Below are 24,814 nucleotides of genomic sequence, written 5' to 3'. Positions count from 1 at the left end.
GGGGAACGGCGGCCGGTGTTGGAGACGGATACGAGAGCGACATGCAGGGTTTCTCCGAGGTCTACGCCGATGAGGAACTGCGCAACGGGCTCGCCTGGATCAAGACGCGATGGCCTGAGCGAGAGCGTGCCTTTCAGGCCGAGGCGACGTCACGCGATCTCGCCAACTGAGAGCTGGAAACATCCCTACGTGGAAGCGGCCGCCGGGATGGGTCCCAACGGCCGTCTTGATCCGTCTTTCGTTGTCGAGGTCGCCCGGTGGCGTCTATTCGGCCGGCGTCCCGGCCGGAGCGACGCCTTTGGTGGCGTCAGTCTCGGCGTTGCGAGGTTTTTCGTCGAGCGGAACGCGGGCGAAGACGCGCATGACGAAGACGTAGAATGCCGGCACGAAGAAGATCGCGAGCACCGTCCCGGAAATCATGCCACCCATCACGCCGGTTCCGATGGCGTTCTGGCTTCCCGCGCTGGCACCGTTGGCGATCGCCAGCGGGGTCACTCCGAGCGTGAAGGCAAGCGATGTCATCAGGATCGGGCGGAAGCGTAGATGCGCTGCTTCGACGGTGGCTTCATACATTGTCCGGCCCTCCGCCATCAGATCCTTGGCGAACTCGATGATGAGGATCGCGTTCTTCGCCGAAAGCCCCACGATGGCGATCAGGCCGACGGTGAAATAGACGTCGTTCGGCATGCCGCGCAGCGTTACGGCGGTCACCGAACCGATGACTCCGAGTGGTACGACCATCATGACGGCAACCGGGATCGACCAGCTTTCATAGAGCGCCGCCAGCAGCAGGAACACGAACAGAATGCTGAGGCCGATCAGGAAAGGCGCCTGGGAGCCCGACTGGATCTCCTGGAGCGACTGGCCGGTCCATTCGTAGCCGAAGCCGGCAGGCAGCGAGGCCGCGATGCGCTCCATCTCCGCGATCGCATCGCCGGAGGAGTAGCCGGGCGCGGCCTGGCCCGAAATGCGGATCGAGGGATAGCCGTTGTATCCGACGATCTGCGACGGTCCCTTTACCCAGTTTACCGTCGCGAAAGCCGACAGGGGCACCATGCCTCCATTGGTGTTGCGCACGGTCAGTTTCAGCAGGTCGTCCGTTTGCATGCGGGCGTCCTGGTCGGCCTGCACGGTGACCCGTTGCATGCGTCCGGAATTGGGAAAGTCGTTGACGTAGCTCGAGCCGAGATGCGCCGAGATGGTGGCGTTAATGTCGGCGAAGGCGACGCCGAAGGCATTCGCCTTTTCGCGGTTGACCTCGAGATCCACCTGCGCGGCATCGGGCAGGCCATCGATGCGAAGGCCGGTCAGAACGGGGTTCTCGCGGGCTGCTGCCATCAACTGCTCGCGGGCGACAGCGAGTGCGTCCGTGCCGCGACCGCCGCGGTCCTGCAGGCGGAAGGAGAAGCCGTTCGAGGTGCCGAGGCCCTGGATCGCCGGCGGCGACAGGGCGAAGGAAATTGCGTCCTTCAGTCCGAAAAGCTGACCGTTGCCGCGCGCGGCGATCGCGCTGGCGGATTCATCCGGGCCGCGTTCCGACCAGTCCTTGAGGGTCACAAAGGCAAGGCCGGCATTCTGGCCCGTGCCGGAGAAACTGAAGCCGAGAATGCCGACGATGCGCGACACGGCGCTTTCCTTGCCGAAGATCTCCTCGACCTGCTTGATCACCTCCAGCGTCCGGTTGGCGCTCGCCTCGGGCGGCGCCTGAATGTTGACCAGCAGATAGCCCTGGTCCTCGTTCGGCAGGAAGGACGATGGCAACCGGGTATAGGCCCAGCCGAGGCCGGCAAGCAGCGCCAGATAGATGATCATCATCCGCCCTGCGCGCCGCGACAGCCAGCCCACCGTGGCACTGTAGCCCTTTGTGGTGCGGCCGAAGCCGCGATTGAACCAGCCGAAGAAGCCTCTTTTCTCGTGATGCCCTTCCGGGACAGGCTTCAGCATGCTGGCACAAAGCGCCGGTGTGAAGGACAACGCCAGAAAGCCGGAAAACAGGATCGATACGACCATCGTCAGGCTGAACTGCTGGTAGATGATGCCGACCGCGCCGGGGAAGAAGGCCATCGGCACGAAGACGGCTGTCAGCACCAGGGTGATGCCGATGATGGCGCCGGAGATCTGCTTCATTGCCTTGCGTGTGGCCGCGCGGGGCGACAGGCCTTCCTCGGCCATGATGCGCTCGACGTTCTCCACCACGACGATGGCGTCGTCCACCAGGATGCCGATGGCGAGCACCATGGCGAACATGGTCAGCACATTGATCGAGAATCCGGCGGCGAGCATCACTGCACAGGTGCCGAGCAAGGCGACAGGCACCACCAGCGTCGGAATGACAGTGTAGCGAAAGCTTTGCAGAAACAGGAACATCACCACGAAGACGAGACCAACCGCCTCAAACAGCGTGTAGATCACCTTTTCAATCGACGCCTCGACGAAGGGGGATGTGTCATAGGGGATCTCATAGGCGATGCCGGGCGGGAAGAACTGGGCGAGTTCCTCCATTTTCGCGCGGACGGATTCCGATGTCGCCAGGGCATTGCCTGTGGACGACAGCTGGACACCGATGGCGGCACTCGGCTGGCCGTTCAGGCGGGTAGAAAAATTGTAGCTCTCGCCGCCGATTTCGACCCGCGCGACATCGGACAGTCGCACGGTCGATCCGTCCGGATTGGCGCGCAGCACGATGGCGCCGAACTCCTCGGCCGAGGTGAGCTGCCCCTTGACCAGCACGGTCGCCGAGATCTGCTGTGTCACCGGATTGGGTTGGGCGCCGATGCGTCCGGCGGCCACCTGAGCGTTTTGCGTCTGGATCGCCGCGATAACGTCGCTTGCCGTCAGATTGAGGCCGAGCATCTTGTCCGGATCCATCCAGATCCGCATTGAGCGCTGAGTGGCGAAGAGCTGGGCGCTGCCGACGCCGTTCACGCGGCGGACTTCGCCGACGACGTTGCGGCTCAGGTAGTCGCCGAGGTCGACCACATCGAGCGTGCCGTCGGTGGACGTGACTGATACGACCATGAGAAAGCCGGCGCCGGCCTGCTCGATGCGGATGCCTTGCTGCGTAACGGTTCGCGGCAGGCGCGGCTCGACGCGGCGGATGCTGTTTTGAACGTCGACGGCTGCTTGCGAGATTTCCGTGCCGGGGGAAAATGTCGCGGTGATCGAGATCCGTCCCGAGCTCTCCGACGTGGATTCAAAATAGATCAGCCCTTCGACGCCGTTGAGTTCCTCTTCGATCGGCCGGGTGACGCTCAGATAGGCGTCCTCGGGGGAAACGCCTGGATAGTTGGTCTGGATCGAGATCTGTGGCGGGGCAACGGTCGGGTATTGGGAAACCGGCATGAAGGGAATCGCGATCACACCGGCGAGCGTGATGAAAATGGCGATAACCCAGGCAAAGACCGGCCGGTCAATGAAAAAGGACGGCATGCGATCACATCCTGCTGGACCGGGAGGCGCGAGGGCGCCGTCGTCCGATCCGTCGTGTCATGGTGAAAAGGAACCGGCCCGGAAGAGGTGACCGGATCCCTTCCGGGGTTCACTTGGCGGCAAGATCCGCCGTCTTGGACGCCTCGGCCCACGGCGTCGTGGCCAAGGGCGCACCGGGGCGCAGTTTCTGGAAACCTTCGACAATCACCTTGTCGCCGGGCGCGAGCCCTTTGGTGATCACCCAGCGGGATCCGAGGACGCGGCCGGTCTCGACCGAGCGCAGTTCGGCTTTGTCCTCGGCGCCGACCATGTAGACCTGCGCCTGCCCGCCGGCATTGCGCTGCACAGCCTGTTGCGGCACGGCGATCGCGTTTTTCTCCTCGCCCTGGTCAATCAGGACGCGGACATACATTCCCGGCAACAGGTCGCCGTCAGGGTTGGAAAACTGACCGCGCAAGGTGATTTGCCCGGTGGTCGTGTCGACGGTTGCCTCGGAGAAGAGCAGGAGGCCGGAATGCGCATATTCCTGGCCGTCGTCGAGCAACAGACGAACCTTCGCCTGGCCGGCTCCCGGTCCGTTCAGTGCGCCGACATCAAGCGAGCGGCGCAGGCGCAGCAACTGGTTGGCCGACTGGGTGAAGTCCGCATAGACCGGATCCAGCTGCTGGATTGTCGCAAGAACCTCGCCGGAGGGGTCGACCAGTGCTCCTTCGGTGAGCATTGCCCGGCCGATGCGCCCCGAAATCGGCGCGCGCACCTCGGAGAACTGCAGGTTCAGTTCGGCCGCGTCGAGACCGGCATGGGCCAACGCCACGTCAGCATCGGCCTGGGCGAGTTGCGCGGTCGCATTTTCGAAGGCCTGTGCACTGGTCACCTTGCGATTGCGCAGCTCCTTCTGCCGGTCCGCCTGCTGGCGAGCCTGAAGCTGCGTCGCCTTGGCGCGTTGCAAAGTGGCCTTTGCGCTCGCCACCTGGACACGGAATGTCCGGGGATCGATGCGATAAAGAACGTCTCCCTCCTTCACCACAGTGCCTTGCTCGAAGACACGTTCGACCAGGATGCCGGAAACCCGCGGGCGCACCTCGGCTATCCCCGTCGGCGCAATGCGTCCCGGAAGTTCGTTGGTGATCGGTAGCGTCTCCGCAGCGACTTCGACAAAACTCACCGCGGTCGGCGGCATCGCCCTGGCGGCATTCGAAGCGCTCTTGTCGGAGGCATCATTGCAGCCTGCGAGCAAAGCCGCGCTGAAGAAAACGGCGGTCAGTTTCCGGTACATGTCGTCGACCTTTCGGGGGGAGAGGCAGGCGCAGGGTCTTGATCCACCAGCCAGCCGATCTCCGAAATCAAACGGGCGCGCTCATCGCGCGCCCAGGTGTGCAGTCCAAGCCATTCCAGGGACATCAATCCCTCAAGGGCGAGAAAGGCGAGCAATGCGCCGCGTGGCTTGCGTGACGTCTGCTCGACCTCGGCGAGGCGTTCGCGATAGGCCCGGGCAACCGGCTCGCGCAACTCCGCATCCTGGGCAAGGGATGCGAGAAGACCGAGCGCCACCGCGCGATCCTCGTCGGTCAGGGAATGGGAAGACACAGAAATTCGACCGCGTATCGCGGCATCCGCCGTGTCACCGAGTTCGTCAGCGGCGTCGCGTTCACACGCCCGATGCGCGGCGAGACGACGCTCGACCACTGCCCTGATCAAGGCCTGCTTTGTCTTGTAGTCGTATAGAACGCTCGCCTTGCTGATGCCGGCAATGCAGGCAACCGCATCCAGTGTCAGTCGGGCTGCACCGTCGCGCATCACCACCTTCTCGGCGGCATCGAGCACCGCATCGGGTTCTATGGAGCGTTTGCGTCCCATTTGCGTCCTGATATTTTTCCGACCATTTGGTTATATATCCGGTTCCAGCACCTCGGCAATCGTTTTTTTGCAGTGCAACAAAGCTCGTTCCCCGAGCACGTTCGGTGTCCTTTTGGTTGTTCCCGGCGGGCATCGTATTTGGTCATTCGTGCCGGTGCGATGAGGCCGCGCGGGGCTTCGACGCGGGGCTTGCCGGCATGTCTTGTTGGCCCTGATCCATTTGGTGCTCGTGACGATGGTTCGCGGCCCTCTTGTCGTCGGCCTGTTGCGAGCCAGTTTGTCGGCTGAGCGTCTTCGCTTTGAGGAATGCTCCGCGATTGCGGCATCAAAGATTGATGCCGGGTGAGCAAAACGAGGGTTCGCGGGTCGCGACAGAGCGGAGTAAAACGGGAAATGGGCGATCACATCGGAAGTACAGGAGCAAATCCGTCATGAAGGCAGGGCCCCTCTCGACCCTGAACAAGCAGATCGCCGTGCATGTCAGCGCGCTGACGGCGACCAAGACGGCGGATGGTCTGATCGATCCGAAGCTGGTGCTGGCCTGGCTGATGAGCACGATCGGCGCGCCGGGCTTCCTTATTGGCCTGCTTGTTCCGATCCGGGAGGCGGGCTCTTTGCTCCCGCAGCTTCTGCTGGCGCGCAGCGTTCAGCGCGCCACCCGACGCAAGTACTGGTGGGTGGCGGGGTCAGCCGTGCAGGGCCTGGCAGCCTTCGGGATCGCGGCGGCCGCGCTCATGCTGACGGGCAGCACCGCGGCCTGGATCATTCTGGCGTGCCTCGCGACCCTCGCGGTCGCACGGTCGGCGTGTTCGGTCAGCTACAAGGACGTTCTGGCGCGCACGATTGAACAGGGGCAGCGTGGCCGTGTCTCCGGCCTGGCCGGCACGGTGTCTGCAATCGCGGTTTTTGGGTTCGCAATCTTGTTGGCGACCGGACTGCTTCCGCGCGAGCCGCGTTTTGTGGCAGGGGCCGTTGCTGTCGCCGGGGGGCTCTGGATATTTGCTGCTGCGGTGTTTTTCTTGCTGGATGAAAAGCCGAATGGCGAAGACGCAGAAGCCAACGATGCGCTTGCGGGCATGCTTCGTCCGTTGCGGGAGGATGCGGAACTGCGGACCTATATCGCCACCCGCGGGCTTCTGATTTCCACCGCGCTCGCCCCGCCATTTATGGTCATGCTGGGGAACGCCAGAAACGCGGAGTTCGGAAATCTGGGCCTGTTGATTCTTGCATCCTCCGTTGCCGCGATCGTGTCGTCCTATCTGTGGGGCGCGCTTTCCGACCGGTCGAGCCGTCAAACGATGATGCTTGCGGGCATGCTTGCCGCCCTGACCTTGGCGGCAGCGGCGCTGACAGCCTATTTTTCCGCATCATCCGTGGCAGGTCTGGCAGTCGCCAGCTTCGTCTTTTTTGCCCAGATTGCCTATCAGGGCGCGCGGGGTGGTCGAAAGACGCATCTCACGGACATGGATACTCACGACCGCAAGGCGATCTACACCGCCGTGTCGAATTCCGTGGTCGGGCTGCTTCTGCTCGCTGGCGGCGCGCTTGGCCTGCTTGCCGACTGGGCCGGCCCCGAGACCGTGCTTGCCTTGCTCGCATTCATGAGCTTGCTGTCGACGGTTTTCGCCTTTGGATTGTCGGAGGTTCAGCGCGACAAGGACTGACGGGGCTGCAGCGTGCGGCGCGTGGACACCCGTGGTCGGGGTCTTACGTCTTTGGATCGTGGAAGCCCGCCTTCCGATGGGCGACTTCGACGCCGTTGAAGAAGACCTCAACCGCATTTTCGGCCGCAGCGCCAAGGTCGATGTTCGTTCGTACATTGTACACGAAGCGGCGGATCGCGATGTAGAAGATGCCGCCGTGAAGTCCCCAGAACAGCTCCAGTTCCTGATCGTCCGGCGGGGTGTCGTTATCGTCCTGACCAAGCTCATGACGCAGTTCCAGGGCAGCTGGAACGATCACCTTGTCGCGGATCAGCGAGAGATAGCGCTGGGTGAGATCGTAGGACTTGAGGCCCGAAGACACGAAGATACGAACCCAGTCGTAGTCGAAGACGCGGTCCGCATATTCCCGGTAGAACTGCGTCAGCCGGTCTTGAAGGGGGCGATCGCGGTCGAGGATTACCGTTTCCCAGGCCGGATTCCAGCGCGCAGGTAGATGTGTTCATAGACCCGTTCGATCAGGGCGTCCTTGCTGTCGAAGTGCTTGTAGATGACGGCATGCGAGATCCCCATCCGCTTCGCCAGCTCACGGGTCTGGCCCTCGAAACCACATTCGGCGAAGAAGCGCACGGCTTCCTCGACAATCAGTTTTTCCCGGTCCTGGGCGCGCATGTTCTTGCGGCGCGGCGCGGGTTGGCTGCGGGCATCTTTCGTGACGGGCATCTTGCTCTCTTGCGTTTCCCAATGTTTAGCAAGTCCACAGGAAGTGACCAAGTGGTCATTTTTTGCTTGATCGGATGCGCCGGGGGAGGGTACAAAAGTGACCAGTTGGTTACTAATGCGGCCACAAGACCGCACCCGGGGGGATGAATGAAATCACCGGCATTCGACTACATTCGGGTGAACTCCGTTGCCGATGCGCTTGAGGCCTATCGCTCACTGGAGGGGGAAGGTGTCTATCTTGCCGGTGGCCACAGCGTCGTGCCGTCCCTGACGCTGCGCCTGCAGGCGCCCGCGGCGCTGATCGATCTGTCCGGCATTGATGCTCTTTCCGGCATTTCGCTTCAGGGCGGGTGGTTGCGCATCGGCGCCATGACCCGGCATGCCGAGATCGCTTCCGATCCCCTGATCCGCGAGCATGCGCGGCTTTTCCATCTTGCAGCGCCTCATGTTGCGCATCCAGCGATCCGAAATCGTGGAACGCTTGGGGGAAGCCTTTCGCTCGCTGATCCCGCGTCCGAGTTTCCAGCCGTTGCCCTTGCACTGCGTGCGGAGATGGAGATTGCGGGTGCGGACGGGATCCGGCGGGTGAAGGCGGATGATTTCTTTCTCGACATCTACGAGACGGCGATGGAGCCCGGCGAGATCCTCCAGGCCATTCTCGTTCCGCCGGTGCGGGCGGGTCAGGTCGCCGTTTTCGATGAACTGGCTCGCCGCCGGGGCGACTACGCGATGGTCGGGGCGGCCGTGCAGGCCGAGTTTGACGGGCCGGGTCTCACCGATATCAGCATCGCGTTCTTCTCCGTCGGCAACAAACCGACCCGTGCAGGCTCGGCCGAGGCCGCACTGCGCGAGAAGGCCTTGGACGATACCACCATTGCTGCCGCGCAGGCGGCGCTCGATGGGGACCTCGAGCCTTCCGACGAGCCGCAGATGCCGGCCTCTGTACGCCGGCATCTGGCACGCGTGCTGCTCGGGCGGCTGTTGGGACACCTGGGAACGACGGAATGAGCATGGACATCGAATTCACAGTCAATGGCGAGCAGGTGCGCGAGAGCGTCGAGCCGCGCATGAGCCTTGCGGATTTTCTGCGCGAGCGGTTGCAACTGACCGGCACCCATCTTGGCTGCGAAATGGGCGCCTGTGGCGCCTGCCTCGTCCTGCTTGGCGGTAGGCCGGTGCATGCTTGTCTCGTTCTCGCGGTTCAGGCTGCGGGCGAAGCGGTGGAAACCGTGGAAGGGTTGAGTGAGCGCGGTGCGATTGCCGATCTTCAGTCCGCCTTCCATGACCGGAATGCGCTGCAATGCGGTTTCTGCACGACCGGAATGATCGTCAATGCTCATGCGCTGCTTGCTGACAATCCGTCGCCCGAGCGCGAGGAGATTCGCGACGCGCTGTCGGGGAATTATTGTCGATGCACGGGCTACGAAGCCATTGTCGACGCGATTTCCGCAACGGCGCGCAAGCGTGCCTCGGATGCGGAGGCGCCGGCATGAGTTCCTGCGACACCCGCACGGTTTCCGAGCGCGACCCGCATATCGGTCAGGCCCATCGCCGTCAGACCGCGCGCCGGCACCTTGCCGGGCGTGGCCGGTTCGTGACTGACATTGCGCTGCCGCGCATGCTTCATGCCGCCTTCGTGCGCTCGCCTATGGCCAAGGGGCGTATCGTCGAAATTGATACCCGGGACGCGGCGCAAGCTCCTGGCGTCGCGCGGGTGTTTACGGCCCAAGATCTCAATTCGCTGTGTGAGCCATGGACGGGCACGCTCGACCACTTTGCGTCGATGGTGAGTACGCCGCAAAACATCCTTGCGGACGAAGAGGTTCTTTGGGCGGGGCACCCGGTCGCGATGATCCTGGCGCGTACACGCGCGGAGGCCGAAGACGCCTGCGAACTGGTGGTGCTCGACATCGAAGAGCGCGAGGCTTGCGTCGACGGGCATGCCGCCCTTGCCAAAAATGCGTCATGCGCGGCGCCCGGCCTCGACAGCAACCTGTGTTTTGAAACGGTGCTGGAAACCAAGGCGGTCGATGATGCCTTCGCCCGCGCGGCTCATGTCGTCGAGGGAGATTTCACCTTCGGCCGTCATACGGCGGTGACGCTCGAGCCCCGCGCGGTCGTGGCCGATTTCGATGCGGCGAGCGGACAGTTGACCGTTCACCACGGCACGCAGACTCCTTATCAGTTCCAGGACATCTACGCCCGCCACTTCGGTTTGCCCGAGAGCCGCGTGCGGGTGATCGCGCCCGATGTCGGCGGTTCCTTCGGCATGAAGCTGCATCTCTACAACGAGGAGATGGCGGCTGTCGCAGCAAGTCTCCAACTCAGCCGGCCGGTGAAATTCGTCGCGGACCGGCTGGAAAGCTTCGTGTCCGACATTCATGCGCGCGACCACAAGGTTTCGGCGCGCATGGCGCTTGATGCCGATGGCACCATCCTGGCGATGGATGTCGACGACATGACCCAGATCGGCGCTTTTTCCACCTATCCCCGCACCAGTGTGGCGGAGGGCAACCAGGTCGTGCGCCTGATGGGCGCGCCCTACAAGATGTCCGACTATCGCGGACGCCTGGCCGTCGTATTCCAGAACAAGGTTCAAACCAGTCAGTATCGCGCTGTTGGCCACCCGATTGCCTGCGCGGTGACGGAGGCGCTGGTCGACAAGGCGGCCTTAAAGCTGGGCCTCGATCCCTTCGAGATGCGCGCGCGCAATCTGGTGCCGGACGACGCGTATCCCTTCGTCTCCGCAACCGGCTACAGCTTCGAGAAGCTCTCGCATGAAGCCTGTCTGGCCAAGTTGCGCGTGCTGATGGATTACGACGTGCTGCGTGCCGAACAGGCCGCGCTTCGCAAGACCGGCGTCTATCGCGGCATCGGCATCGCGCCCTTCGTCGAGATCACCAATCCGGGCGCCGCATTCTACGGCGTCGGCGGGGCGCGGATTTCCGCGCAGGACGGCGCGGTCGTGCGCCTGACGCCGTCTGGCGATGTGCATTGTGCGATCTCTGTCACGGAGCAGGGGCAGGGGACGGAAACCGTCATCTCCCAGATTGTCGCCGACCAGCTCGGCGTGTCGCCGGATCAGGTGAAGGTCACGACGGGCGACACCGACACCACGCCCAGCGGCGGCGCCACCTGGGCCTGTCGGGGTGCGGGCATTGGCGGTGAAACGGCCTTGCGCGCCGGGCGAAAGCTTCAGGGCCAGATCCTGGCGCTCGCCGGGCAGATCCTGCAAAGCGACCCGGCCGATCTTGCCCTTGCCGACGGCCATGTGGTCGATGCGCGCGGCGGAACCCGGCGCATGCCGCTTGCCGAGCTCGGACGGATTGCGACCTATCGGCCCGACACGCTTCCGGAAGGAGCCGACAATTCCCTGACAGCCGCACAGCATTTCGCGCCGTCCGGCTATCCTTTCGATTTCACCAACGGCATTCAGGCAAGCCTTGTCGAGGTCGATATTGAAACCGGCATCGTCCGCCTTCTCAAGCACTGGGTTGTCGAGGATTGCGGCAGGATCATCAATCCGCTGCTGGTCGACGAGCAGATCCGTGGCGGTGTGGTTCAGGGGCTTGGTCCGGCGCTCTTCGAGGAGTGCCTCTACGACGAGACCGGCCAGATGACCAATGCCTCCCTCGCCGACTATCTGGTGCCGATGGCCTGCGAGATGCCGGACATCGTGATCGGTCATGTGGAAACGCCGACGAACGACACGATCCTCGGGGCAAAGGGCGTCGGCGAGGCCGGCACGGCTGCCGCGGGAGCTGCAGCACTCAATGCCGTCAATGACGCGCTCGGCCCGCTTGGCGCGCAGATCCACCAAACCCCGATGACGCCGCTGCGTGTGCTGAAGGCGCTCGGCCATGTCTGATCATCTGTTTCAAAAGGGGGCCTGCAATGGAGCTTGAGGGCACACAGGAACTGAATGCCGATCCGCAAACCGTGTGGGCGGCGCTCTTCGACCGAGACGTTTTGGAACGCGCGATCCCGGGCTGCGAGACGCTGGAGCAGACCAGCGAGACCGAGTTCGCCGCGACGGTGAAGCTCAAGGTCGGGCCGGTGTCGGCCCGGTTCATGGGCGGCGTCGAACTCAGCGACATCGTGCCGCTCGTCTCCTGCATCCTGTCCGGCAAGGGGTCGGGGGGCATCGCCGGATTCGCCAGGGGCGCGGCAAGGGTCGCGCTAGAGCAGGACGGGGAGATGACGCGTCTGACCTATACCGCGGAGGCGGCGGTCGGCGGCAAGCTGGCGTCGCTTGGAAACCGTCTTATCAAGTCGACGGCGCAAAAGCTTGCCGGTGAATTCTTTGCCAACTTCCAGAAAATCCTGGCGGAACGCACGGAACCCGTGCTGGCGCCGGAACCGGCGGAGTGAATTGAAAACGACCCGGCGGGCCAACCGCCGGAAGCTCGACTGTGCAACGAAAAACCCGCGCAACGCACGGGATATACAGAGGGAGGAACCCAAATGAACCCGACACGCAGAAGTTTCCTGGCCGGCACGTCCGCGCTTCTTGCCATGCCCTATCTCAACACGCGCTCCATTGCGGCGGAGACCATCAGCATCCAGATCGGCTCAAGCCATCCGACCAACAACATCTGGGTCTATGCGATGCAGACGGCGCTGCAGCCGGCGCTCGACAAGCTCCTGGCGGATGCCGGCGGCAACTACGTCGTCAACTGGGGTGAGAACTACGGCGGCACGCTCTACAAGTTCAAGGACACGCGCGCAGCGGTGCGCGACGGCATTGTCGACATCGGCATGGTCGGAACCGTCTGGGAGGGCTCGTCCATGCCCTTGCAGAACGTGACCTATTTCACGCCTTTCGCCAATTCCGACCACAACGTCGTCATCGACGTCTTCGACCGCCTCACCGAGGAACTGCCGGAGCTGAAGGCCGGTTGGACCGACCAGAACATGGTGCATCTGTCCTCGCTGGTGACCGACAACTACGATGTCTATGCCAATTTCGACATCAACTCGGTCGACGACATCAAGAACCGTCGTCTGAATGCGCCGGGCACCTCGGCCAACTGGCTGGCCGACACGGGCTGCACGCCGGTCGACGGTGCGCTGACCACCTATTACACGGACATCCAGACCGGCGTTTCTGAAGGCACGCTGTCCTTTGCCAGCGGCATCCAGCCGACGCGTGTCTATGAGGTTGCACCCAAGCTTGCGCGAGTCGGCTTCGGGTCGATGTATTTCGGCGGCATTGCGGTCAACAAAACCTTCTACGACGCGCTCCCGGCGGACGTGCAGACGGCGCTTCGCGAGGCCGGCCGCATCACGTCGCGCAGTCACGGCGACTATGTGACCGAACGCGCGACCAATGCCATGAAGGAGATGGTGGCTGCCGGACTTCAGGTGAACGACATGGCACAGGCCGAGCGTGAACGTTGGGCGGCGACGCTGCCGAATGTCGCAAAGCCCTGGCTGGATGCAAATGGTCCGGCAGCGGCAAAGGTCCTGAAGGCCTATTTCGCGGCTCTCAGGGAGCGTGGCATCACTCCGGCCCGCGACTGGGCTGCCGAGGCCTGAGCAAAAAGGCGATTTGTGTCCAACAGCGCGACGACGGGGTGAAACATGCAGCAGGACAGGTCGATGTCAGCAAACGCAAGCTGGTTCCGGCGGGGTCTGCAAGGCGTGCTCAACGCCGTTGCCGCGGTGGGGACGCTCTGGATCTTTGCGATCATGCTGCTGATCGTGGCCGACGTCGTCGGCCGCAATTTCTTCGCGATGCCGATCATCGGCGTCGCGGAGATCGCGGCCCGTTCAGTGGTTGCGATCGTTTTCCTGATGCTTCCCGCGGCGGCCCTCAACGGCACCTTGATCCGTGCCGACTTTCTCCAGCGCGGGCTGAACCGGCTCGCACCCAAGTCTGTCGTGACGCTTGAGGTGCTGTTCGGGTTGACCGGGGCGGTCCTGTTCGCGCTCGTTGCGCTTGCGGCATGGCCTGACACCGTCCGGGCCTGGACGAGCGACGAATTCTTTGGCGTGCGCGGTGTCTGGACCCTGCCCACGCTGCCGTTCCGGATGATCGTCGTTGGCGGTTCTGCCGCGACAGCGCTTGCATTTTTCGTCGAGGCTCTTGGCAGACTGCCGATCCTCGGACCTGGCAGGGCACTTTGAGATGAGCGATATTTCCATCGGATTGCTGCTGATCGGTGTCCTGTTCGTGCTCGTGGTCATGGGTATGCGGATTGCGGTCGCGCTTCTTGCCGTCGGCTTTGCCGGTGTGTGGATCATTCGCGGGAACTTCGATCTCGCGATGAAGCTGATGTCGATCGCCGCCTACAACGGCGTTGCCAATTACCTGTTCGCGACGATCCCGCTGTTCGTTTTGATGGGGCATCTCGTCAGCGTTTCGAATGTCGGCAAGGACACCTTCGATGTGGCCGAGACATTGTTGCGCCGACTGCTCGGCGGACTGGGCATCGCGACCGTCACGGCCAACACCGTGTTTGCCGCCGTGACCGGCGTCTCCATCGCCTCCGCCGCCGTCTTCACAAAGGTGGCGGTGCCGGAAATGACGCGGCACGGCTACCGGCCGTCGTTTTCCGCAGGCACCGTTGCGGGGAGTTCGGTCCTTGGCATGCTGGTGCCGCCCAGCCTGCTTCTGATCATTTATGGCGTGCTCGCGGAACAATCGATCGGGCGCATGTTCATCGCTGGACTGGTTCCGGGCGCGCTGCTGGCGGGCGGCTTCGTGATCATGATCCTGATGTTGGCGAAATTCGCGCCGGGCTTCGTTTTCACCCGGGACCATCTTGAGCAAAAGAGCCGTCAGACGGAGGACGCGCCAAGGTTGTCCGGCAGCGAAATCCTCTTCAAGTCATTGCCGATCATCGTTCTCGTCGCCTTTGTTCTCGGCGGGCTCTATTCCGGCTTCTTCACACCGACGGAAGCCGGCGGTGTCGGTGCGTTTGCCGCGCTTGTGATCGCGATCCTGCGCCGAAGCCTGAACCTGCGGCGCTCCTGGAGCGTGCTGACGCAGACCGGGTCGATTTCCGTGGGGATCCTCATCCTGCTCGTGGCTGCCGGCTTCTACAGCCAGATGCTGGCCGTTGCCGGCATCCCCAATGCCATCGGGGATTTCGTCCAGAACAGCGGGTTTGGCGCGACGGGCTTCCTGGTGATCTATGTCCTGCTCGTTCTGCTGCTCGGCATGATCCTCGACAGCAGTTCCATCCTGTTGATTGTCGTGCCGATTGCCGCGCCCATCGCCCAGGGGCTTGGCTTCGACCTGGTACATTTCGGCATCATTACCGTGATCGCGGTTGAGGTCGGCCTTCTGACACCGCCGTTCGGGATCTCGATCTTTACGGTGCATTCCACACTGGGAGATCGAAAGACGTCGCTGGAGTCGATTTTTGCCGGTGCGCTGCCGTTCGTTGGGGTGATGCTTGGCGTGCTGGTGCTGATTGCATTGTTTCCGCAACTGGTGATTGGATAGCTCCAGCCGGGCGGCGTTACCTCGTGAGCCTGAGCCCCACATGGGCAAGCGTCGTCAGCCCGAAAGCGAGGAAGACGAGCGCGGAACCGGAGGCGATCAGCCTGCGCCGGGCACGCAGAACGTGCTGAAGGCCGGGCAGCGCGAAGGCTTGCGAGACCCCACCGTGAACGATCACAGAGTTCACGAAGAACAGAAGAACCACAAGCACATAGTCCGATGGCGTCATTGCCGCGAGCGGCAGGGTGGTCGCAAACACCGAGCCGAAGAACACGGCCGACTTCGGATTGGCGATATTGACGAGGAACCCACTCGGGAAGGCGTGCCACCGGGCGGCCGGAGCCTCGTCTATTCGCTGTTCGACAAGCGGTTGTCGCCCGGGTGCGACCATGTCGATCAGCATTCTTGCGCCCAGATAGATCAAATACAGGCTGCCCAGAACGTTCAGTAGCAGGAAGACGCGTTCGCTTGTGGCTTCTCCGGCGAAATAGATCGCCGTGCAGGCGCCGGAGGAAAACACAAGGCCCGCCGTGGCGATGCCGACCACGGCGGAAAGCCGTGTGGCGGGTCTGCGTTGCGACAACGTGAGCAGTAGGAACTGGTTGGGACCGGGGACCAACATCGCGACGGCCTGAATGCCGAGGGCGGTCGCGAGTTCGGTCGACGGAACCATTCACAGGGCCTTCAGCAGCGCATCGCGTTCCGCCTCGAAGGTCGCGAACTCGGCGGCCTTCAGGGCTTCGTGGCGTTTCATTGACGCAAAAAGCGAGATGGCCTCGGCCGGCAACGCAGCGCGGACAAGCCGGCTTTCCTCAAAGGCTGCGATGCTGTTGGCAAAGACGAAGTCAAGCGGCCTGGGAGCAGGAAGCGCATCGGTTGCCTCTGCCATGCTCACGCCGGCAAGGACCATCAAGATCGCGAGATAGGGATTGGCGTCGGCGGTTGGTGTGCGAAGTTCCACCCGCGGCGTGCCGTTTTCCTCCAGCTGTCGCAGCGTCGAGAAGCGGCCGCCGTCACTGACATTGCTTGTCCCGGAACGGAAGGAGGCAATGTGCTCTGCATGGCGGCTGTTGAGCGTCGGGCAGATTGCCAGAAACGCTTCGTCCAGCACCCGCAGCATTGCGCATGCGATCCGTGTCGCGGTCGCCCGACGGTCTTCTTTCGCGTTAGGGTCAGAGACATGCAGGTGTAGGTTGCTGGGCGATACCTGCTGGTCGCGAACGGCGATGAAGGTGCATCGCAACCCATGACGTGCGGCGACCATCCGACAGATCAGGCGCGCGAGGAAGATCCGGTCGGCCTGGTCAAGCGGATCGGTATGCGCCAGCGCGATCTCGTATTGGTCGACTTCGTTTTCCTGTGACAGGTCGCGCCAATCGATGCCGGCGCCGTCCAGCGCGTCCAGCATGTCGGACAGGCAGCGCTGGCGGATCCCGATTCCGCCGAAGGCATAGGCCTGTCCGTCTGGAGCGAGATGGGAAGCCCTGGCCGGACCGTCGATCAGGTTGAATTCAAGCTCCGCGCCGATGCGCAGGCGCTTCAACTGTGGCGTGGCGGACAGGAATGCGTCCAGATGCGCGCGAATGTCGAGCGGGTGCGGCTTTCCCCGCGGGTCGGTCACGGATCCAATGGCAAGGGCGGTGGTTCCGAGCGCGAGTGCCGCGCCGTCGGTGAGCAGCACCGCATCCCTTGCGCTGACGTCAACCTTGATGTCGGCCGCACCAAAGGGCTCGGCAAGAACGGAAAACAGCACCGGGTGGCCATAGACATCCTTGGAAAAGACGCCGGAGGAAAAGCCGACCCGCGCGTTTCTGGACAGGTCCCGGTTGATGAGCTTGCCGCGCGCAATGCCATGGGCATCGGGAAAGAGAACGAGGGTTCGGGGCGCGGCACTCATCTGGGATCCGTTCTCAACCTGTTCGCCGTCAACCGGTGGTAGATCCTCTGCGCACGCGCTACCATCTCGCGGTGAGCCGCATCGACACGCACCGGTGTGTCGGCCGCGGGCGGCAGGATTGCGCGACTTTGCTCCAGGGTTGCGTGCCACTTTGCCTGGGAGAGTTCCTCGTGAGGCGCCCAGTTCCGGATGCGACCGTCGTCCCATGTCAACATTTCCGCAGAATAGCGAATGTCGCTCCACACGCAAAGCTTGTATGCGATTGCATGCGGGTCGGCGCGAAACTCCTCTCCGTCGAGGGCGATTGCCGCAGCGCGCAGCGCGTGGACGCGGGTCCACACGCGTTCCAGCGCCGTGAAGCCGAATTCGTCCTCGGTGAAATCCGGTTTGATGCGGATGAGCGAGGCATAGACCTTGAGGGGATCGCGGGTCAGGAACACGTTCCTGGCGGTCTTCAGCAAAGCGTCCGTGACATAGGGTTCGCCCTGGAAGGCGAGTTCCTTGACGAAAACCGGCCCGCGCCGGCCAGCCTCTTCCAGCCGGGCGTTGACCGCTTCCGCCTCAAAGGGATCTTGTGCCAGGGTGGCCGGATCGCCGTAACGCCGCGAGCGCCGCTTCGAACTGAAATAATAAGTGTCGGTGTATGGCTCGTGCAGAACGTCGAGGTCATCGGCATTCTTCATCACCCGTTCCAGCGCCGTGGAAATCGAGCGTGGTGTCGCCCACAGGAAAATGCGCCCGTCAGTTTCGGGCTTTTCCCCGACGAGGGGGGCCGGCTCAATCCGAAAAGCTGAAGACGTCATCGTATGTTTCCCTTCGCCAGACGAGGGTCCCGTCGCTGCCGTCGCGCCGGGCGACCGCGGCGCGCAACTGGTTGAAGTTGGTGGAGCGCGAGATCGTATAGGCGCCGGCATCCGAGAGGACGACGAGATCCCCGCCGGAAAGGGATGCAGGCACCCTTGCGTGGTCCATGACCACGTCGCCTTCAAAGCAGAGTGGCCCCCCGAGGGCGCAATCCGGGTCGTCCTTCTGCACCGACAGTTCTTCGCCGGCCCGGACGAAGCGAAGCCGGCGCCGTTCCCCGAAGGCTGCGGTGGGGAGGATGTTCAGGCCGCCGTCGATCACCACCCATTGCTTGTCAGGCAGCGCTTTCACGCCGGCGACGCGGGTAACGAGCGCCACGCTGGCCGACATCAGGTAGCGGCCGGGCTCGCAACTGATGCAAAGACCGTCGAGCCCGTGGTCGCGCAGGCGCCGGGCAAGCGCCCGGGTGAAGGCGGCCATGTCGAACGCCTCGTCGGGATCGTCCTCGGGGCGTTCGCCCATCGTGGTCTTGAGGGCGCTCCACCAGCCTCTCTTGCTGCGCTGCATCCCGGGAACGCCAAAGCCGCCGCCAACATTGAGTTCGCGAATGTCCGTGCCGGATGCGCGCAGGTCAGCCACGAAGCCGAGCAGCGGTTCCAGTGCTGCGAGAAGGAGCTTCTCGCCGGTGATCTGTGAATTGAGATGCGCGTGCACGGTTTCGAAACGAAACCCTGAAGCCGATATTCGCTCGGCCATGTGCCGCGCCAGACCGTTGTCGAGCGGCCATCCGAACTTTGCCGAACGCTGCTTTGCGGCATGCGCCTGAACGAAACTTGGGTCGTGCGCGGAAAAGACGGGGAGGCCCGGATTGACCCGAAGCCCGAGACGCGCATCGGCGATCCGTCCTGCGGCGCGCAGCGCCACAAGCGTTTCGATCTCCTCCGCAAGGTCGATGTTGACGGTGACGCCTTTGCGGGCGGCGCTCTCAAGTTCCTCGGCACGCTTCAACGGACCGTTGAACACGATGTCGCGGGTCGCGCACAGACGCAGTGCATGCTCCATCTCGAAACCGGACACCACATCGGCCCCCATGCCAAGCGCGTGAGCGGAGCGGCAGAGTGCGGGCATGTAGTTCGTCTTGTAGGAGAGATAGGCCTTTGTGTTTGCGAATGCCGATTGCCACGTCTTCAAAAACGCCGACACGCCGTCGCGAAAACAGGCGTCGTCATAGACGAAGAGCGGCGTGCCGTGGCGCTCGGCAAGCGACTGGATCTCCCGGGCGCTAAGGTCGATGAAGGGCTCGCGGGCCGTCAGAGCGAGCATGGTCAGGCGTCCGGCTGCATCATTCGGCGGCCACGGAGCTCGGCGGTGAGGCGTCGGCGGTTGCGAAATCCTCGAATTCCTGTCCGTAACGCCGGTCGGCCCAGGGGTTGATCGAAATGACCCAGATGTCGCGATAGCCGCCTTCCTCGGAGGCGGCGCATATGTCGCGGGCGCCGTGGACCATGTCCTCGTCGCGCATGATGAGGCATTGTCCCGGGTCCAGCACCTGCTCGAAGAACGGTTCGGTCTTGCCGATCTGGTAGAGGGTGGAGTCCCCTCCGGTGACATTGGAGCGCGCCCAGACCGTCACGCTGGTGATGTGATGACCGTCGCGATGCGGGCCTTCGGGGATGGTCTTGCCCTGAAACACCGCGTCAACGCGGGTGCGCCACTGGTGGAGATTGACCTGGAACACCGCACGCGTGTCGAAGCGCAATGCCTCGGCAATCGTTGCGAACTGGGGTGTGGGATCGACGCTTGTGATCGGTTCGAATTCCCGGCGCACGCCGCCGACTTTCTGGTTGTAGGCCTTTGCCTGGATGAAGGGCCGATGGGTCAGCACCCGGCAGGCCCAGCGGTCGTGCTCGTGAAACAGGATGTACTGGGAGAACTGGCGCCAGCGCTCCTTGTAGTAGGGATCCTCCGGCAATTGGCCGAAATTGGCGTGCGCCTGGGGAGAGAGCGGAGGCATCTCCAGTATCCTGTACCCGAGTGGTCCGAGATGAAATCCGATGTGGTCCATGATCGCGCATCCTGTGCCTCTTGGCGGGTTGTGCGATTTTACATTGTATACTCAAGATTGCAATTGCCGTTGTTGCAATCTGACCGACCAAAGGCCCCGGCGTGGTCGCGGAACGGATATTTCGGGCCGGTTTTCGGATCACTGATCCGACCGACGCCCGGGATGCGTAACTTTTGCCATGCGCCGTGTCCGGTCGCGTCTTTCCCCTATTTCGCAAGGAGGTACCATGCCCGAGGGGCATACGATCCACCGCGCTGCGCGCGACCACCGCCGCATCCTTGCGGGGCGGTCCTTGCGCGTATCCTCGCCGCAGGGGCGGTTCAGTGCGGGCGCGGACCATCTCGACGGGCGCGCCTGTCTCGACGTCGAAGCCTATGGCAAACATCTCGTCTATCGGTTCGACGGGGAGGACTATCTGCATGTCCACCTCGGCCTCTTCGGGCGGGTCCGGAAGCGTAAATTGCCCGCGCCCGATCCCGTTGGCGCGGTTCGTGTCAGGCTTGAGGGCGACACCCATCTGGTCGACATCAACGGACCGGCGATTTGCGAAGCGTTGGATGTGGACGGTTTCGAGGCGTTGAAGGGGCGCATCGGTCCGGATGTCTTGCGAGAGGACGCCGATCCGGAGCGGGCGTTCACCCGGATCTCTCGCAGCCGCACGAGCATCGGCCGGCTGATCATGAACCAGGCGGTGATGGCCGGGATCGGCAATATCTATCGCACCGAGATCCTTTGGCGGCAGGGGATCCATCCGCATCGTTTCGGTCGCGAGATCACACGCGAGGAATTCGAGGCGATTTGGACCGATGCCGTGCATTTGCTGGAAATCGGCGTGCGCAAGAACGCGATTGTCACCATCGACAATGTGTCGCCCGGCCGCAGCCGCTACCGCGAGCGGGTGAACATCTTCAACAAGGATCGCTGCCCGAAATGCGACGGGGCGATTGTCCGTATGGAGATCGATACGCGGCGTGCGTTCGCTTGCGAGGTCTGCCAGCCGCTGCCTGAAGTCGAAGGCTCGTGAATGCGGCAGGGTCGGTAGGAGACGACCTGGTTCCGACAGCAGGCGCGAAGGTGCTGGAAATGCGCAAAATTTTCTAGCCTCCACAACACACGTGGGGCCTATCGTTCATAGCCTGCAGACGGTGAAACGGCGCCAGGCCGACATGTCGCCGCCCCCAACCGGCATACGGCCAGCTTTTCGATCGGTTCCGCCGGCGTTTCCCGGTGGAGGCTCGACATTTTTGTCAATCCGCGCGACCGTGCCTTGATCGGGGAATTGCTGTTGGGGAGAGGCGCTGTTGCAGGTCTTGAAGAATGCCGGACGTGGGTGCGACGATGCGGTCGCCGGGCTTGCGGGAGTGCTGGTTCCCAGCATTGGTGCGGACCGGGTCCTGTCGCTCCTTGATCGGTGTCCTGCGGCAGAGCCGACACCGCTCGTCAACGCCGTTGGCCTTGCGCGCAGCGCCGGGGTTGCAAGCCTTTTCGTCAAGGATGAACGCGCGCGCATGGGTCTTGGCAGCTTCAAGGCGCTGGGCGCTGCCTATGTGGTGGCCTGCGATGCGATGGATATTGGTGTCGAGGTGCCGGCTCATGCGCTCGAGGGGGTCACCTATGTCACCGCGAGCGCCGGAAACCACGGACTTTCCGTCGCGGCGGGGGCACGTGTGTTCGGTGCCCGCGCGGTGGTCTATATCGCCGATACGGTGCCGGAGGCCTTTGCGGAACGGTTGCGCGCCAAGGGTGCGGATGTGATGCGCGAGGGCGCGGATTATGAGGCGAGCATGGCTGCGGCACTAAAGGCTGCCGACACCAACGGATGGCGTCTTCTTTCCGACAGCTCCTGGCCGGGCTACATGGATCGGCCCCTGCGCTTGATGGAGGGCTACCTCGCGTTGATGGAAGAGGTCTTTACGGAAATTCCCGGGCCGCCGACGCATATCTTCCTGCAGGCCGGTGTCGGCGGGCTTGCCGCATCGGCTGCTGCGCGTGCCCGGGCCGTATGGGGCGATGCGCCGGCCATTGTCGTTGTCGAACCGTCGCAGGCGCCAGCGCTCCAGGGGGCGATCCGCGCACGCCAGGTGCGGGTAGCGCAGGGCGGCGTATCGTCGATGGGCCGGCTTGACTGCAAGGTTCCCTCGCTGATTGCGCTTAAGGGACTTTCGCGCGATGCCGATTTTTTTGTGACCATTGATGACCGGGATGTCGAGGGTGTGTTGGCGCGACTGGCGGATTCCGATTTGGCGACAACGCCGTCGGGTGGAGCCGGACTTGCCGCGGTGATGACTGCCAACGGCGATGAGCGGGCCGCGCTCGGCCTCGGGCCGGACAGCCGGATCCTTGCAATCGTCAGTGAGGAGGCGGGCGCATGAGCGGGGAAGGGCGCGGATTTCCCGTAACGGAATACCGCGCCCGCGTCGCGCGGGCGCAGGTGGCGATGGCTGACGCGGGGCTCGATGCGCTGTTGCTGACCAGCGAGCCGGATGTGCGCTACTTCTCGGGCTTTCTGACGCGCTTCTGGGAAAGCCCGACGCGGCCCTGGTTCCTGGTGGTGCCGGCGGGCGGCGATCCGGTGGCCGTGATCCCCTCCATCGGCGCGAGCCTGATGGCGCAGACCTGGATCGAGGACGTCCGCAGCTGGCGCTCGCCGGACCTTGAAGACGATGGCGTCTCGCTGCTGGCGGAGGCCCTGCGTGAGGTTGCGGGCGTAAACCGGCGGCTCGGCCTGCCTATGGGCGCGGAATCCTCCCTGCGCATGCCTCTCGCCGACTTTAAACGGCTGGAAGCCGCGCTGTCCCCGGTCACATTTGTCGGCGACGCCGGGATCATGCGTGCGCTGCGCATCCGCAAATCACCGGCGGAAGTCGAAAAGATCCGCAAGGCGTGCGAGGTCGCCGACCGTGCCTTTGCCCGTGTCGGCGAAATCGCGGGGGCGGGTGCAAGGCTCGACGACGTGGCGCGCCGTTTCCAGATGCTGTGTCTGGAGGAGGGGGCCGACTGGGTGCCCTATCTCGCCTGCCCCTGCGGACCCGGCGGATATCATGACGTGATCTCACCTGCTGATGGTCACGTCTTTGCACCGGGCGATGTGCTCATGCTCGACACCGGACTGGTTCATGACGGCTATTTCTGCGATTTCGACCGCAACTTCGCCATTGGTGCGCCGTCACAGGCCGTTCGCGCGGCGCATCGCAAACTCCTCGACGCCGTCGACGCGGCAATGGACATCGCCCGTCCGGGCGTTACGGCGGCGGACCTTTTTCATGCGATGGACAAGATCGTCACCGGTGGGCAGGGCGGCAGCGATACCGGACGGCTCGGCCACGGGCTCGGCACGCAACTGACCGAATGGCCCTCGCTGATCCCGCAGGACCGCACACGCATTGCGACCGGCATGGCGCTGACGCTGGAACCCGGCATCGAGGTGGAACCGGGTCGTATCCTCGTGCATGAGGAGAACATCGTGATCGGCGATCACGGCGCGGAATTTCTCTCGACGCGGGCGGATCCGGAAATCCTGTGCCTTGAGGCGCGGCGATGACTGTCTTTTCCTTCGATCTCGACACGCCCGATCCCGTCCGCCTCGGGCTGATCATCCTTCAGGCGGACGAGACCATTGAGCGCGACTTCCGGCGCCTCCTGCCGATGGAGACCGCGGTCCATGTTTCGCGCGTGCCGAGCGGGCTTGAGGTCACGCAGGAAACGCTGCTTGCCATGCAGGCGCATCTTCCGGCGGCGGCGGGGCTCTTTCCCGATGCGCTGCGCTTCGACGCCGTCGGCTATGCCTGTACCTCCGGTGCCTCGGTGATCGGCAGTGCGCGCGTGGCCGAACTGGTCCGCGCCGGGGCGAATGTCGAGGCAATCACAGATCCGGTTCAGGCGCTCATTGCGGCCTGCCGCGCTGGCGGGATCACCCGTCTTGCGCTCTTGTCGCCCTATGTCGAGGATGTCTCGGACATGTTGCGGCAGCGGCTGGCGGGAGGGGGCGTGGACACTCCCGTGTTCGGATCCTTCAACGTGGCGGAAGAGTCCAAGGTGGCGCGGATAGCCCCTGCGTCCGTGATCGACGCGGCAACCCGTCTGGGCGCGGATCCTTCAGTCGAGGCGGTGTTTCTCTCCTGCACCAACCTGCGCACGCTCGACCTGCTCGAAGAGGTGGAGGTGCGCATCGGCAAGCCGGTGTTTTCAAGCAACCAGGTGCTTGCCTGGCATCTTTGCAAGCTTGCCGGTGCCCCGATGGCGCCGGGGTTCGGACAGTTGATGGCGCAGGCTTAACCGGTTTCCGGTACGTGCATCAGGGCGATGTCCTTGTCCGGGATGTCGCAGCGCCATTCCCGGGTTTTCGCGATATGGCGCAGGGTCGCCGCGCGATAAAAAACCACATGGGTCGGATCGCGCCGATAGCGCCAGCCGGCAAACTTTGCGTCGTCGGTCTGAAACAGCGTCATGACGCCAAGCAGCCCGCCGGGACGCAGCAGCGCGGCCATGCGGTCGAATTCCGCGAAGGGGGCGTGGAAGTGTTCCGCCGTTTCGCTACAGGTCACGAAATCATAGCGCCGCTTCAGCACGCTCGGGTCGTCGTGAAAGAACGGGTCGTAGAGCGCCACATCGTGCCCGGCCTCGCGCAGGATCGCGGCGAGAGCCGACCCCGGCCCGCTGCCATAGTCGAGGCCTTTTGACCCCGGCGAAAGCCGCTCCATCAGCGGGACCGCAAGGCGCATCATGAACCGCCGGTAACCGGGGTCGTCCGGCCGGTTGTCATGGGTAAGGTAGTGGGCGCGTTCGTCTTCCATTGACAGAAAATGCCGGGGATCGAGGACGGTCGCCTCGCAGGTGTCGCAGCGCCAGTAGGTCAGCCCGTCGATGGGGGCGAGCGCGTGAACGGTCGCGCAGCGGCACACCGGACAGGCATCAGGCGGCATGCGTGC

The 24,814-nt window shown here is 63.6% G+C and carries 24 protein-coding genes; 13 read left to right on the top strand and 11 right to left on the bottom strand.

The window, feature by feature from the left end:
- Nucleotides 1-41 precede the first annotated feature (41 nt).
- Complete coding sequence (locus BLU32_RS22450) at nt 42-170, top strand: hypothetical protein (RefSeq protein WP_256371435.1); 129 nt, start codon at nt 42-44, stop codon at nt 168-170.
- A 94-nt stretch (nt 171-264) separates the two neighbouring features.
- On the opposite strand, the gene BLU32_RS10455 is transcribed toward BLU32_RS22450, so the two are convergent.
- From BLU32_RS10455 to BLU32_RS10445, 3 genes are all read right to left on the bottom strand, one after another.
- A complete protein-coding gene (locus BLU32_RS10455; RefSeq protein ID WP_093806786.1) occupies nt 265-3,429 on the bottom strand; it encodes an efflux RND transporter permease subunit in 3,165 nt (1,054 codons plus the stop codon).
- 109 nt (nt 3,430-3,538) lie between these two features.
- Complete coding sequence (locus tag BLU32_RS10450; protein WP_093806784.1) at nt 3,539-4,705, bottom strand: efflux RND transporter periplasmic adaptor subunit; 1,167 nt, start codon at nt 4,703-4,705, stop codon at nt 3,539-3,541.
- Entirely contained in the window at nt 4,690-5,286 is a 597-nt protein-coding gene (locus BLU32_RS10445) for a TetR/AcrR family transcriptional regulator (protein ID WP_093806782.1), read from the bottom strand. The genes BLU32_RS10450 and BLU32_RS10445 overlap by 16 nt, the downstream gene beginning before the upstream one ends.
- A 431-nt stretch (nt 5,287-5,717) precedes the next feature.
- On the opposite strand from BLU32_RS10445, the gene BLU32_RS10440 reads away from it, so the two are divergent.
- Nucleotides 5,718-6,950 carry an MFS transporter gene (locus BLU32_RS10440; protein ID WP_208977013.1) on the top strand — a complete coding sequence of 411 codons (1,233 nt, stop codon included), beginning with the start codon at nt 5,718-5,720 and terminating at the stop codon, nt 6,948-6,950.
- Between the two features lie 43 nt (nt 6,951-6,993).
- On the opposite strand, the gene BLU32_RS22550 is transcribed toward BLU32_RS10440, so the two are convergent.
- Both BLU32_RS22550 and BLU32_RS22545 read right to left on the bottom strand, forming a co-directional pair.
- Nucleotides 6,994-7,311 carry a hypothetical protein gene (locus BLU32_RS22550; protein ID WP_197673740.1) on the bottom strand — a complete coding sequence of 106 codons (318 nt, stop codon included), beginning with the start codon at nt 7,309-7,311 and terminating at the stop codon, nt 6,994-6,996.
- 95 nt (nt 7,312-7,406) lie between these two features.
- Nucleotides 7,407-7,670, bottom strand: coding sequence for a helix-turn-helix domain-containing protein (locus BLU32_RS22545; RefSeq protein ID WP_197673739.1), 264 nt, complete (start codon nt 7,668-7,670; stop codon nt 7,407-7,409).
- Nucleotides 7,671-7,817: 147 nt separating this feature from the next.
- On the opposite strand from BLU32_RS22545, the gene BLU32_RS10430 reads away from it, so the two are divergent.
- The 7 genes from BLU32_RS10430 to BLU32_RS10400 all read left to right on the top strand — a co-directional run bounded on the left by BLU32_RS10430 (nt 7,818) and on the right by BLU32_RS10400 (nt 15,123).
- Nucleotides 7,818-8,678 (top strand): xanthine dehydrogenase family protein subunit M, encoded by an 861-nt coding sequence (locus BLU32_RS10430; protein WP_093806780.1) that lies wholly within the window; start codon nt 7,818-7,820, stop codon nt 8,676-8,678.
- 2 nt (nt 8,679-8,680) lie between these two features.
- Nucleotides 8,681-9,163 carry a (2Fe-2S)-binding protein gene (locus BLU32_RS10425; RefSeq protein WP_197673781.1) on the top strand — a complete coding sequence of 161 codons (483 nt, stop codon included), beginning with the start codon at nt 8,681-8,683 and terminating at the stop codon, nt 9,161-9,163.
- A complete protein-coding gene (locus BLU32_RS10420; RefSeq protein ID WP_093806776.1) occupies nt 9,160-11,538 on the top strand; it encodes a xanthine dehydrogenase family protein molybdopterin-binding subunit in 2,379 nt (792 codons plus the stop codon). The genes BLU32_RS10425 and BLU32_RS10420 overlap by 4 nt, the downstream gene beginning before the upstream one ends.
- A 26-nt stretch (nt 11,539-11,564) precedes the next feature.
- A complete protein-coding gene (locus BLU32_RS10415; RefSeq protein ID WP_093806774.1) occupies nt 11,565-12,041 on the top strand; it encodes a CoxG family protein in 477 nt (158 codons plus the stop codon).
- 93 nt (nt 12,042-12,134) lie between these two features.
- A complete protein-coding gene (locus tag BLU32_RS10410; RefSeq protein WP_197673738.1) occupies nt 12,135-13,208 on the top strand; it encodes a C4-dicarboxylate TRAP transporter substrate-binding protein in 1,074 nt (357 codons plus the stop codon).
- Nucleotides 13,209-13,271: 63 nt separating this feature from the next.
- Nucleotides 13,272-13,799, top strand: a complete 528-nt coding sequence (locus BLU32_RS10405) for a TRAP transporter small permease subunit (protein ID WP_208977012.1) — start codon at nt 13,272-13,274, stop codon at nt 13,797-13,799.
- A gap of 1 nt (nt 13,800) precedes the next feature.
- Entirely contained in the window at nt 13,801-15,123 is a 1,323-nt protein-coding gene (locus tag BLU32_RS10400; RefSeq protein ID WP_093806770.1) for a TRAP transporter large permease, read from the top strand.
- Between the two features lie 16 nt (nt 15,124-15,139).
- On the opposite strand, the gene BLU32_RS10395 is transcribed toward BLU32_RS10400, so the two are convergent.
- From BLU32_RS10395 to BLU32_RS10375, 5 genes are read right to left on the bottom strand one after another with little or no spacing between them, the layout of a single operon-like run.
- A complete protein-coding gene (locus BLU32_RS10395) occupies nt 15,140-15,793 on the bottom strand; it encodes a LysE family translocator (protein ID WP_093806768.1) in 654 nt (217 codons plus the stop codon).
- Nucleotides 15,794-17,017 (bottom strand): hypothetical protein, encoded by a 1,224-nt coding sequence (locus tag BLU32_RS10390; RefSeq protein WP_157727619.1) that lies wholly within the window; start codon nt 17,015-17,017, stop codon nt 15,794-15,796.
- Nucleotides 17,014-17,820 (bottom strand): hypothetical protein, encoded by an 807-nt coding sequence (locus BLU32_RS21790; RefSeq protein ID WP_157727618.1) that lies wholly within the window; start codon nt 17,818-17,820, stop codon nt 17,014-17,016. Before BLU32_RS21790 ends, BLU32_RS10390 begins: the two co-directional genes overlap by 4 nt.
- On the bottom strand, nt 17,795-19,144 hold the full coding sequence (locus BLU32_RS10380; protein ID WP_093806762.1) for a hypothetical protein: 1,350 nt from the start codon (nt 19,142-19,144) through the stop codon (nt 17,795-17,797). The genes BLU32_RS21790 and BLU32_RS10380 overlap by 26 nt, the downstream gene beginning before the upstream one ends.
- A 19-nt stretch (nt 19,145-19,163) precedes the next feature.
- A complete protein-coding gene (locus BLU32_RS10375) occupies nt 19,164-19,886 on the bottom strand; it encodes a 2OG-Fe dioxygenase family protein (protein ID WP_093806760.1) in 723 nt (240 codons plus the stop codon).
- A 226-nt stretch (nt 19,887-20,112) separates the two neighbouring features.
- Between BLU32_RS10375 and BLU32_RS10370 the strand changes: the two genes are divergently transcribed.
- The 4 genes from BLU32_RS10370 to BLU32_RS10355 all read left to right on the top strand — a co-directional run bounded on the left by BLU32_RS10370 (nt 20,113) and on the right by BLU32_RS10355 (nt 24,161).
- Nucleotides 20,113-20,910 (top strand): Fpg/Nei family DNA glycosylase, encoded by a 798-nt coding sequence (locus tag BLU32_RS10370; RefSeq protein ID WP_157727617.1) that lies wholly within the window; start codon nt 20,113-20,115, stop codon nt 20,908-20,910.
- A gap of 277 nt (nt 20,911-21,187) precedes the next feature.
- Entirely contained in the window at nt 21,188-22,258 is a 1,071-nt protein-coding gene (locus BLU32_RS10365) for a pyridoxal-phosphate dependent enzyme (RefSeq protein ID WP_093806756.1), read from the top strand.
- Nucleotides 22,255-23,427, top strand: coding sequence for a Xaa-Pro peptidase family protein (locus BLU32_RS10360; RefSeq protein ID WP_093806754.1), 1,173 nt, complete (start codon nt 22,255-22,257; stop codon nt 23,425-23,427). The genes BLU32_RS10365 and BLU32_RS10360 overlap by 4 nt, the downstream gene beginning before the upstream one ends.
- A complete protein-coding gene (locus BLU32_RS10355) occupies nt 23,424-24,161 on the top strand; it encodes an Asp/Glu racemase (protein WP_093806752.1) in 738 nt (245 codons plus the stop codon). Before BLU32_RS10360 ends, BLU32_RS10355 begins: the two co-directional genes overlap by 4 nt.
- Here the strand turns inward: BLU32_RS10355 and BLU32_RS10350 are convergent.
- Nucleotides 24,158-24,808: a class I SAM-dependent methyltransferase gene (locus BLU32_RS10350; protein WP_093810856.1), complete on the bottom strand. Its 651-nt coding sequence runs from the start codon at nt 24,806-24,808 to the stop codon at nt 24,158-24,160. The two genes, BLU32_RS10355 and BLU32_RS10350, sit on opposite strands and share 4 nt — an antisense overlap.
- Nucleotides 24,809-24,814: the final 6 nt, after the last annotated feature.

The sequence above is a fragment of the Stappia sp. ES.058 genome (assembly GCF_900105595.1).
GTDB lineage: Bacteria > Pseudomonadota > Alphaproteobacteria > Rhizobiales > Stappiaceae > Stappia.
This window is presented reverse-complemented; position numbering and strand designations above follow the sequence as displayed.

Excerpts from the sequence above, each read along its gene's own strand:
- BLU32_RS22450 (WP_256371435.1), top strand. The coding sequence starts at position 42 with ATGCAGGGTTTCTCCGAGGTCTACGCCGATGAGGAACTGCGCAACGGG.
- BLU32_RS10455 (WP_093806786.1), bottom strand. The coding sequence starts at position 3,429 with ATGCCGTCCTTTTTCATTGACCGGCCGGTCTTTGCCTGGGTTATCGCC.
- BLU32_RS10450 (WP_093806784.1), bottom strand. The coding sequence starts at position 4,705 with ATGTACCGGAAACTGACCGCCGTTTTCTTCAGCGCGGCTTTGCTCGCA.
- BLU32_RS10445 (WP_093806782.1), bottom strand. The coding sequence starts at position 5,286 with ATGGGACGCAAACGCTCCATAGAACCCGATGCGGTGCTCGATGCCGCC.
- BLU32_RS10440 (WP_208977013.1), top strand. The coding sequence starts at position 5,718 with ATGAAGGCAGGGCCCCTCTCGACCCTGAACAAGCAGATCGCCGTGCAT.
- BLU32_RS22545 (WP_197673739.1), bottom strand. The coding sequence starts at position 7,670 with ATGCCCGTCACGAAAGATGCCCGCAGCCAACCCGCGCCGCGCCGCAAG.
- BLU32_RS10430 (WP_093806780.1), top strand. The coding sequence starts at position 7,818 with ATGAAATCACCGGCATTCGACTACATTCGGGTGAACTCCGTTGCCGAT.
- BLU32_RS10425 (WP_197673781.1), top strand. The coding sequence starts at position 8,681 with ATGGACATCGAATTCACAGTCAATGGCGAGCAGGTGCGCGAGAGCGTC.
- BLU32_RS10420 (WP_093806776.1), top strand. The coding sequence starts at position 9,160 with ATGAGTTCCTGCGACACCCGCACGGTTTCCGAGCGCGACCCGCATATC.
- BLU32_RS10415 (WP_093806774.1), top strand. The coding sequence starts at position 11,565 with ATGGAGCTTGAGGGCACACAGGAACTGAATGCCGATCCGCAAACCGTG.
- BLU32_RS10410 (WP_197673738.1), top strand. The coding sequence starts at position 12,135 with ATGAACCCGACACGCAGAAGTTTCCTGGCCGGCACGTCCGCGCTTCTT.
- BLU32_RS10405 (WP_208977012.1), top strand. The coding sequence starts at position 13,272 with ATGTCAGCAAACGCAAGCTGGTTCCGGCGGGGTCTGCAAGGCGTGCTC.
- BLU32_RS10400 (WP_093806770.1), top strand. The coding sequence starts at position 13,801 with ATGAGCGATATTTCCATCGGATTGCTGCTGATCGGTGTCCTGTTCGTG.
- BLU32_RS10395 (WP_093806768.1), bottom strand. The coding sequence starts at position 15,793 with ATGGTTCCGTCGACCGAACTCGCGACCGCCCTCGGCATTCAGGCCGTC.
- BLU32_RS10390 (WP_157727619.1), bottom strand. The coding sequence starts at position 17,017 with ATGAGTGCCGCGCCCCGAACCCTCGTTCTCTTTCCCGATGCCCATGGC.
- BLU32_RS21790 (WP_157727618.1), bottom strand. The coding sequence starts at position 17,820 with ATGACGTCTTCAGCTTTTCGGATTGAGCCGGCCCCCCTCGTCGGGGAA.
- BLU32_RS10380 (WP_093806762.1), bottom strand. The coding sequence starts at position 19,144 with ATGCTCGCTCTGACGGCCCGCGAGCCCTTCATCGACCTTAGCGCCCGG.
- BLU32_RS10375 (WP_093806760.1), bottom strand. The coding sequence starts at position 19,886 with ATGGACCACATCGGATTTCATCTCGGACCACTCGGGTACAGGATACTG.
- BLU32_RS10370 (WP_157727617.1), top strand. The coding sequence starts at position 20,113 with ATGCCCGAGGGGCATACGATCCACCGCGCTGCGCGCGACCACCGCCGC.
- BLU32_RS10360 (WP_093806754.1), top strand. The coding sequence starts at position 22,255 with ATGAGCGGGGAAGGGCGCGGATTTCCCGTAACGGAATACCGCGCCCGC.
- BLU32_RS10355 (WP_093806752.1), top strand. The coding sequence starts at position 23,424 with ATGACTGTCTTTTCCTTCGATCTCGACACGCCCGATCCCGTCCGCCTC.
- BLU32_RS10350 (WP_093810856.1), bottom strand. The coding sequence starts at position 24,808 with ATGCCGCCTGATGCCTGTCCGGTGTGCCGCTGCGCGACCGTTCACGCG.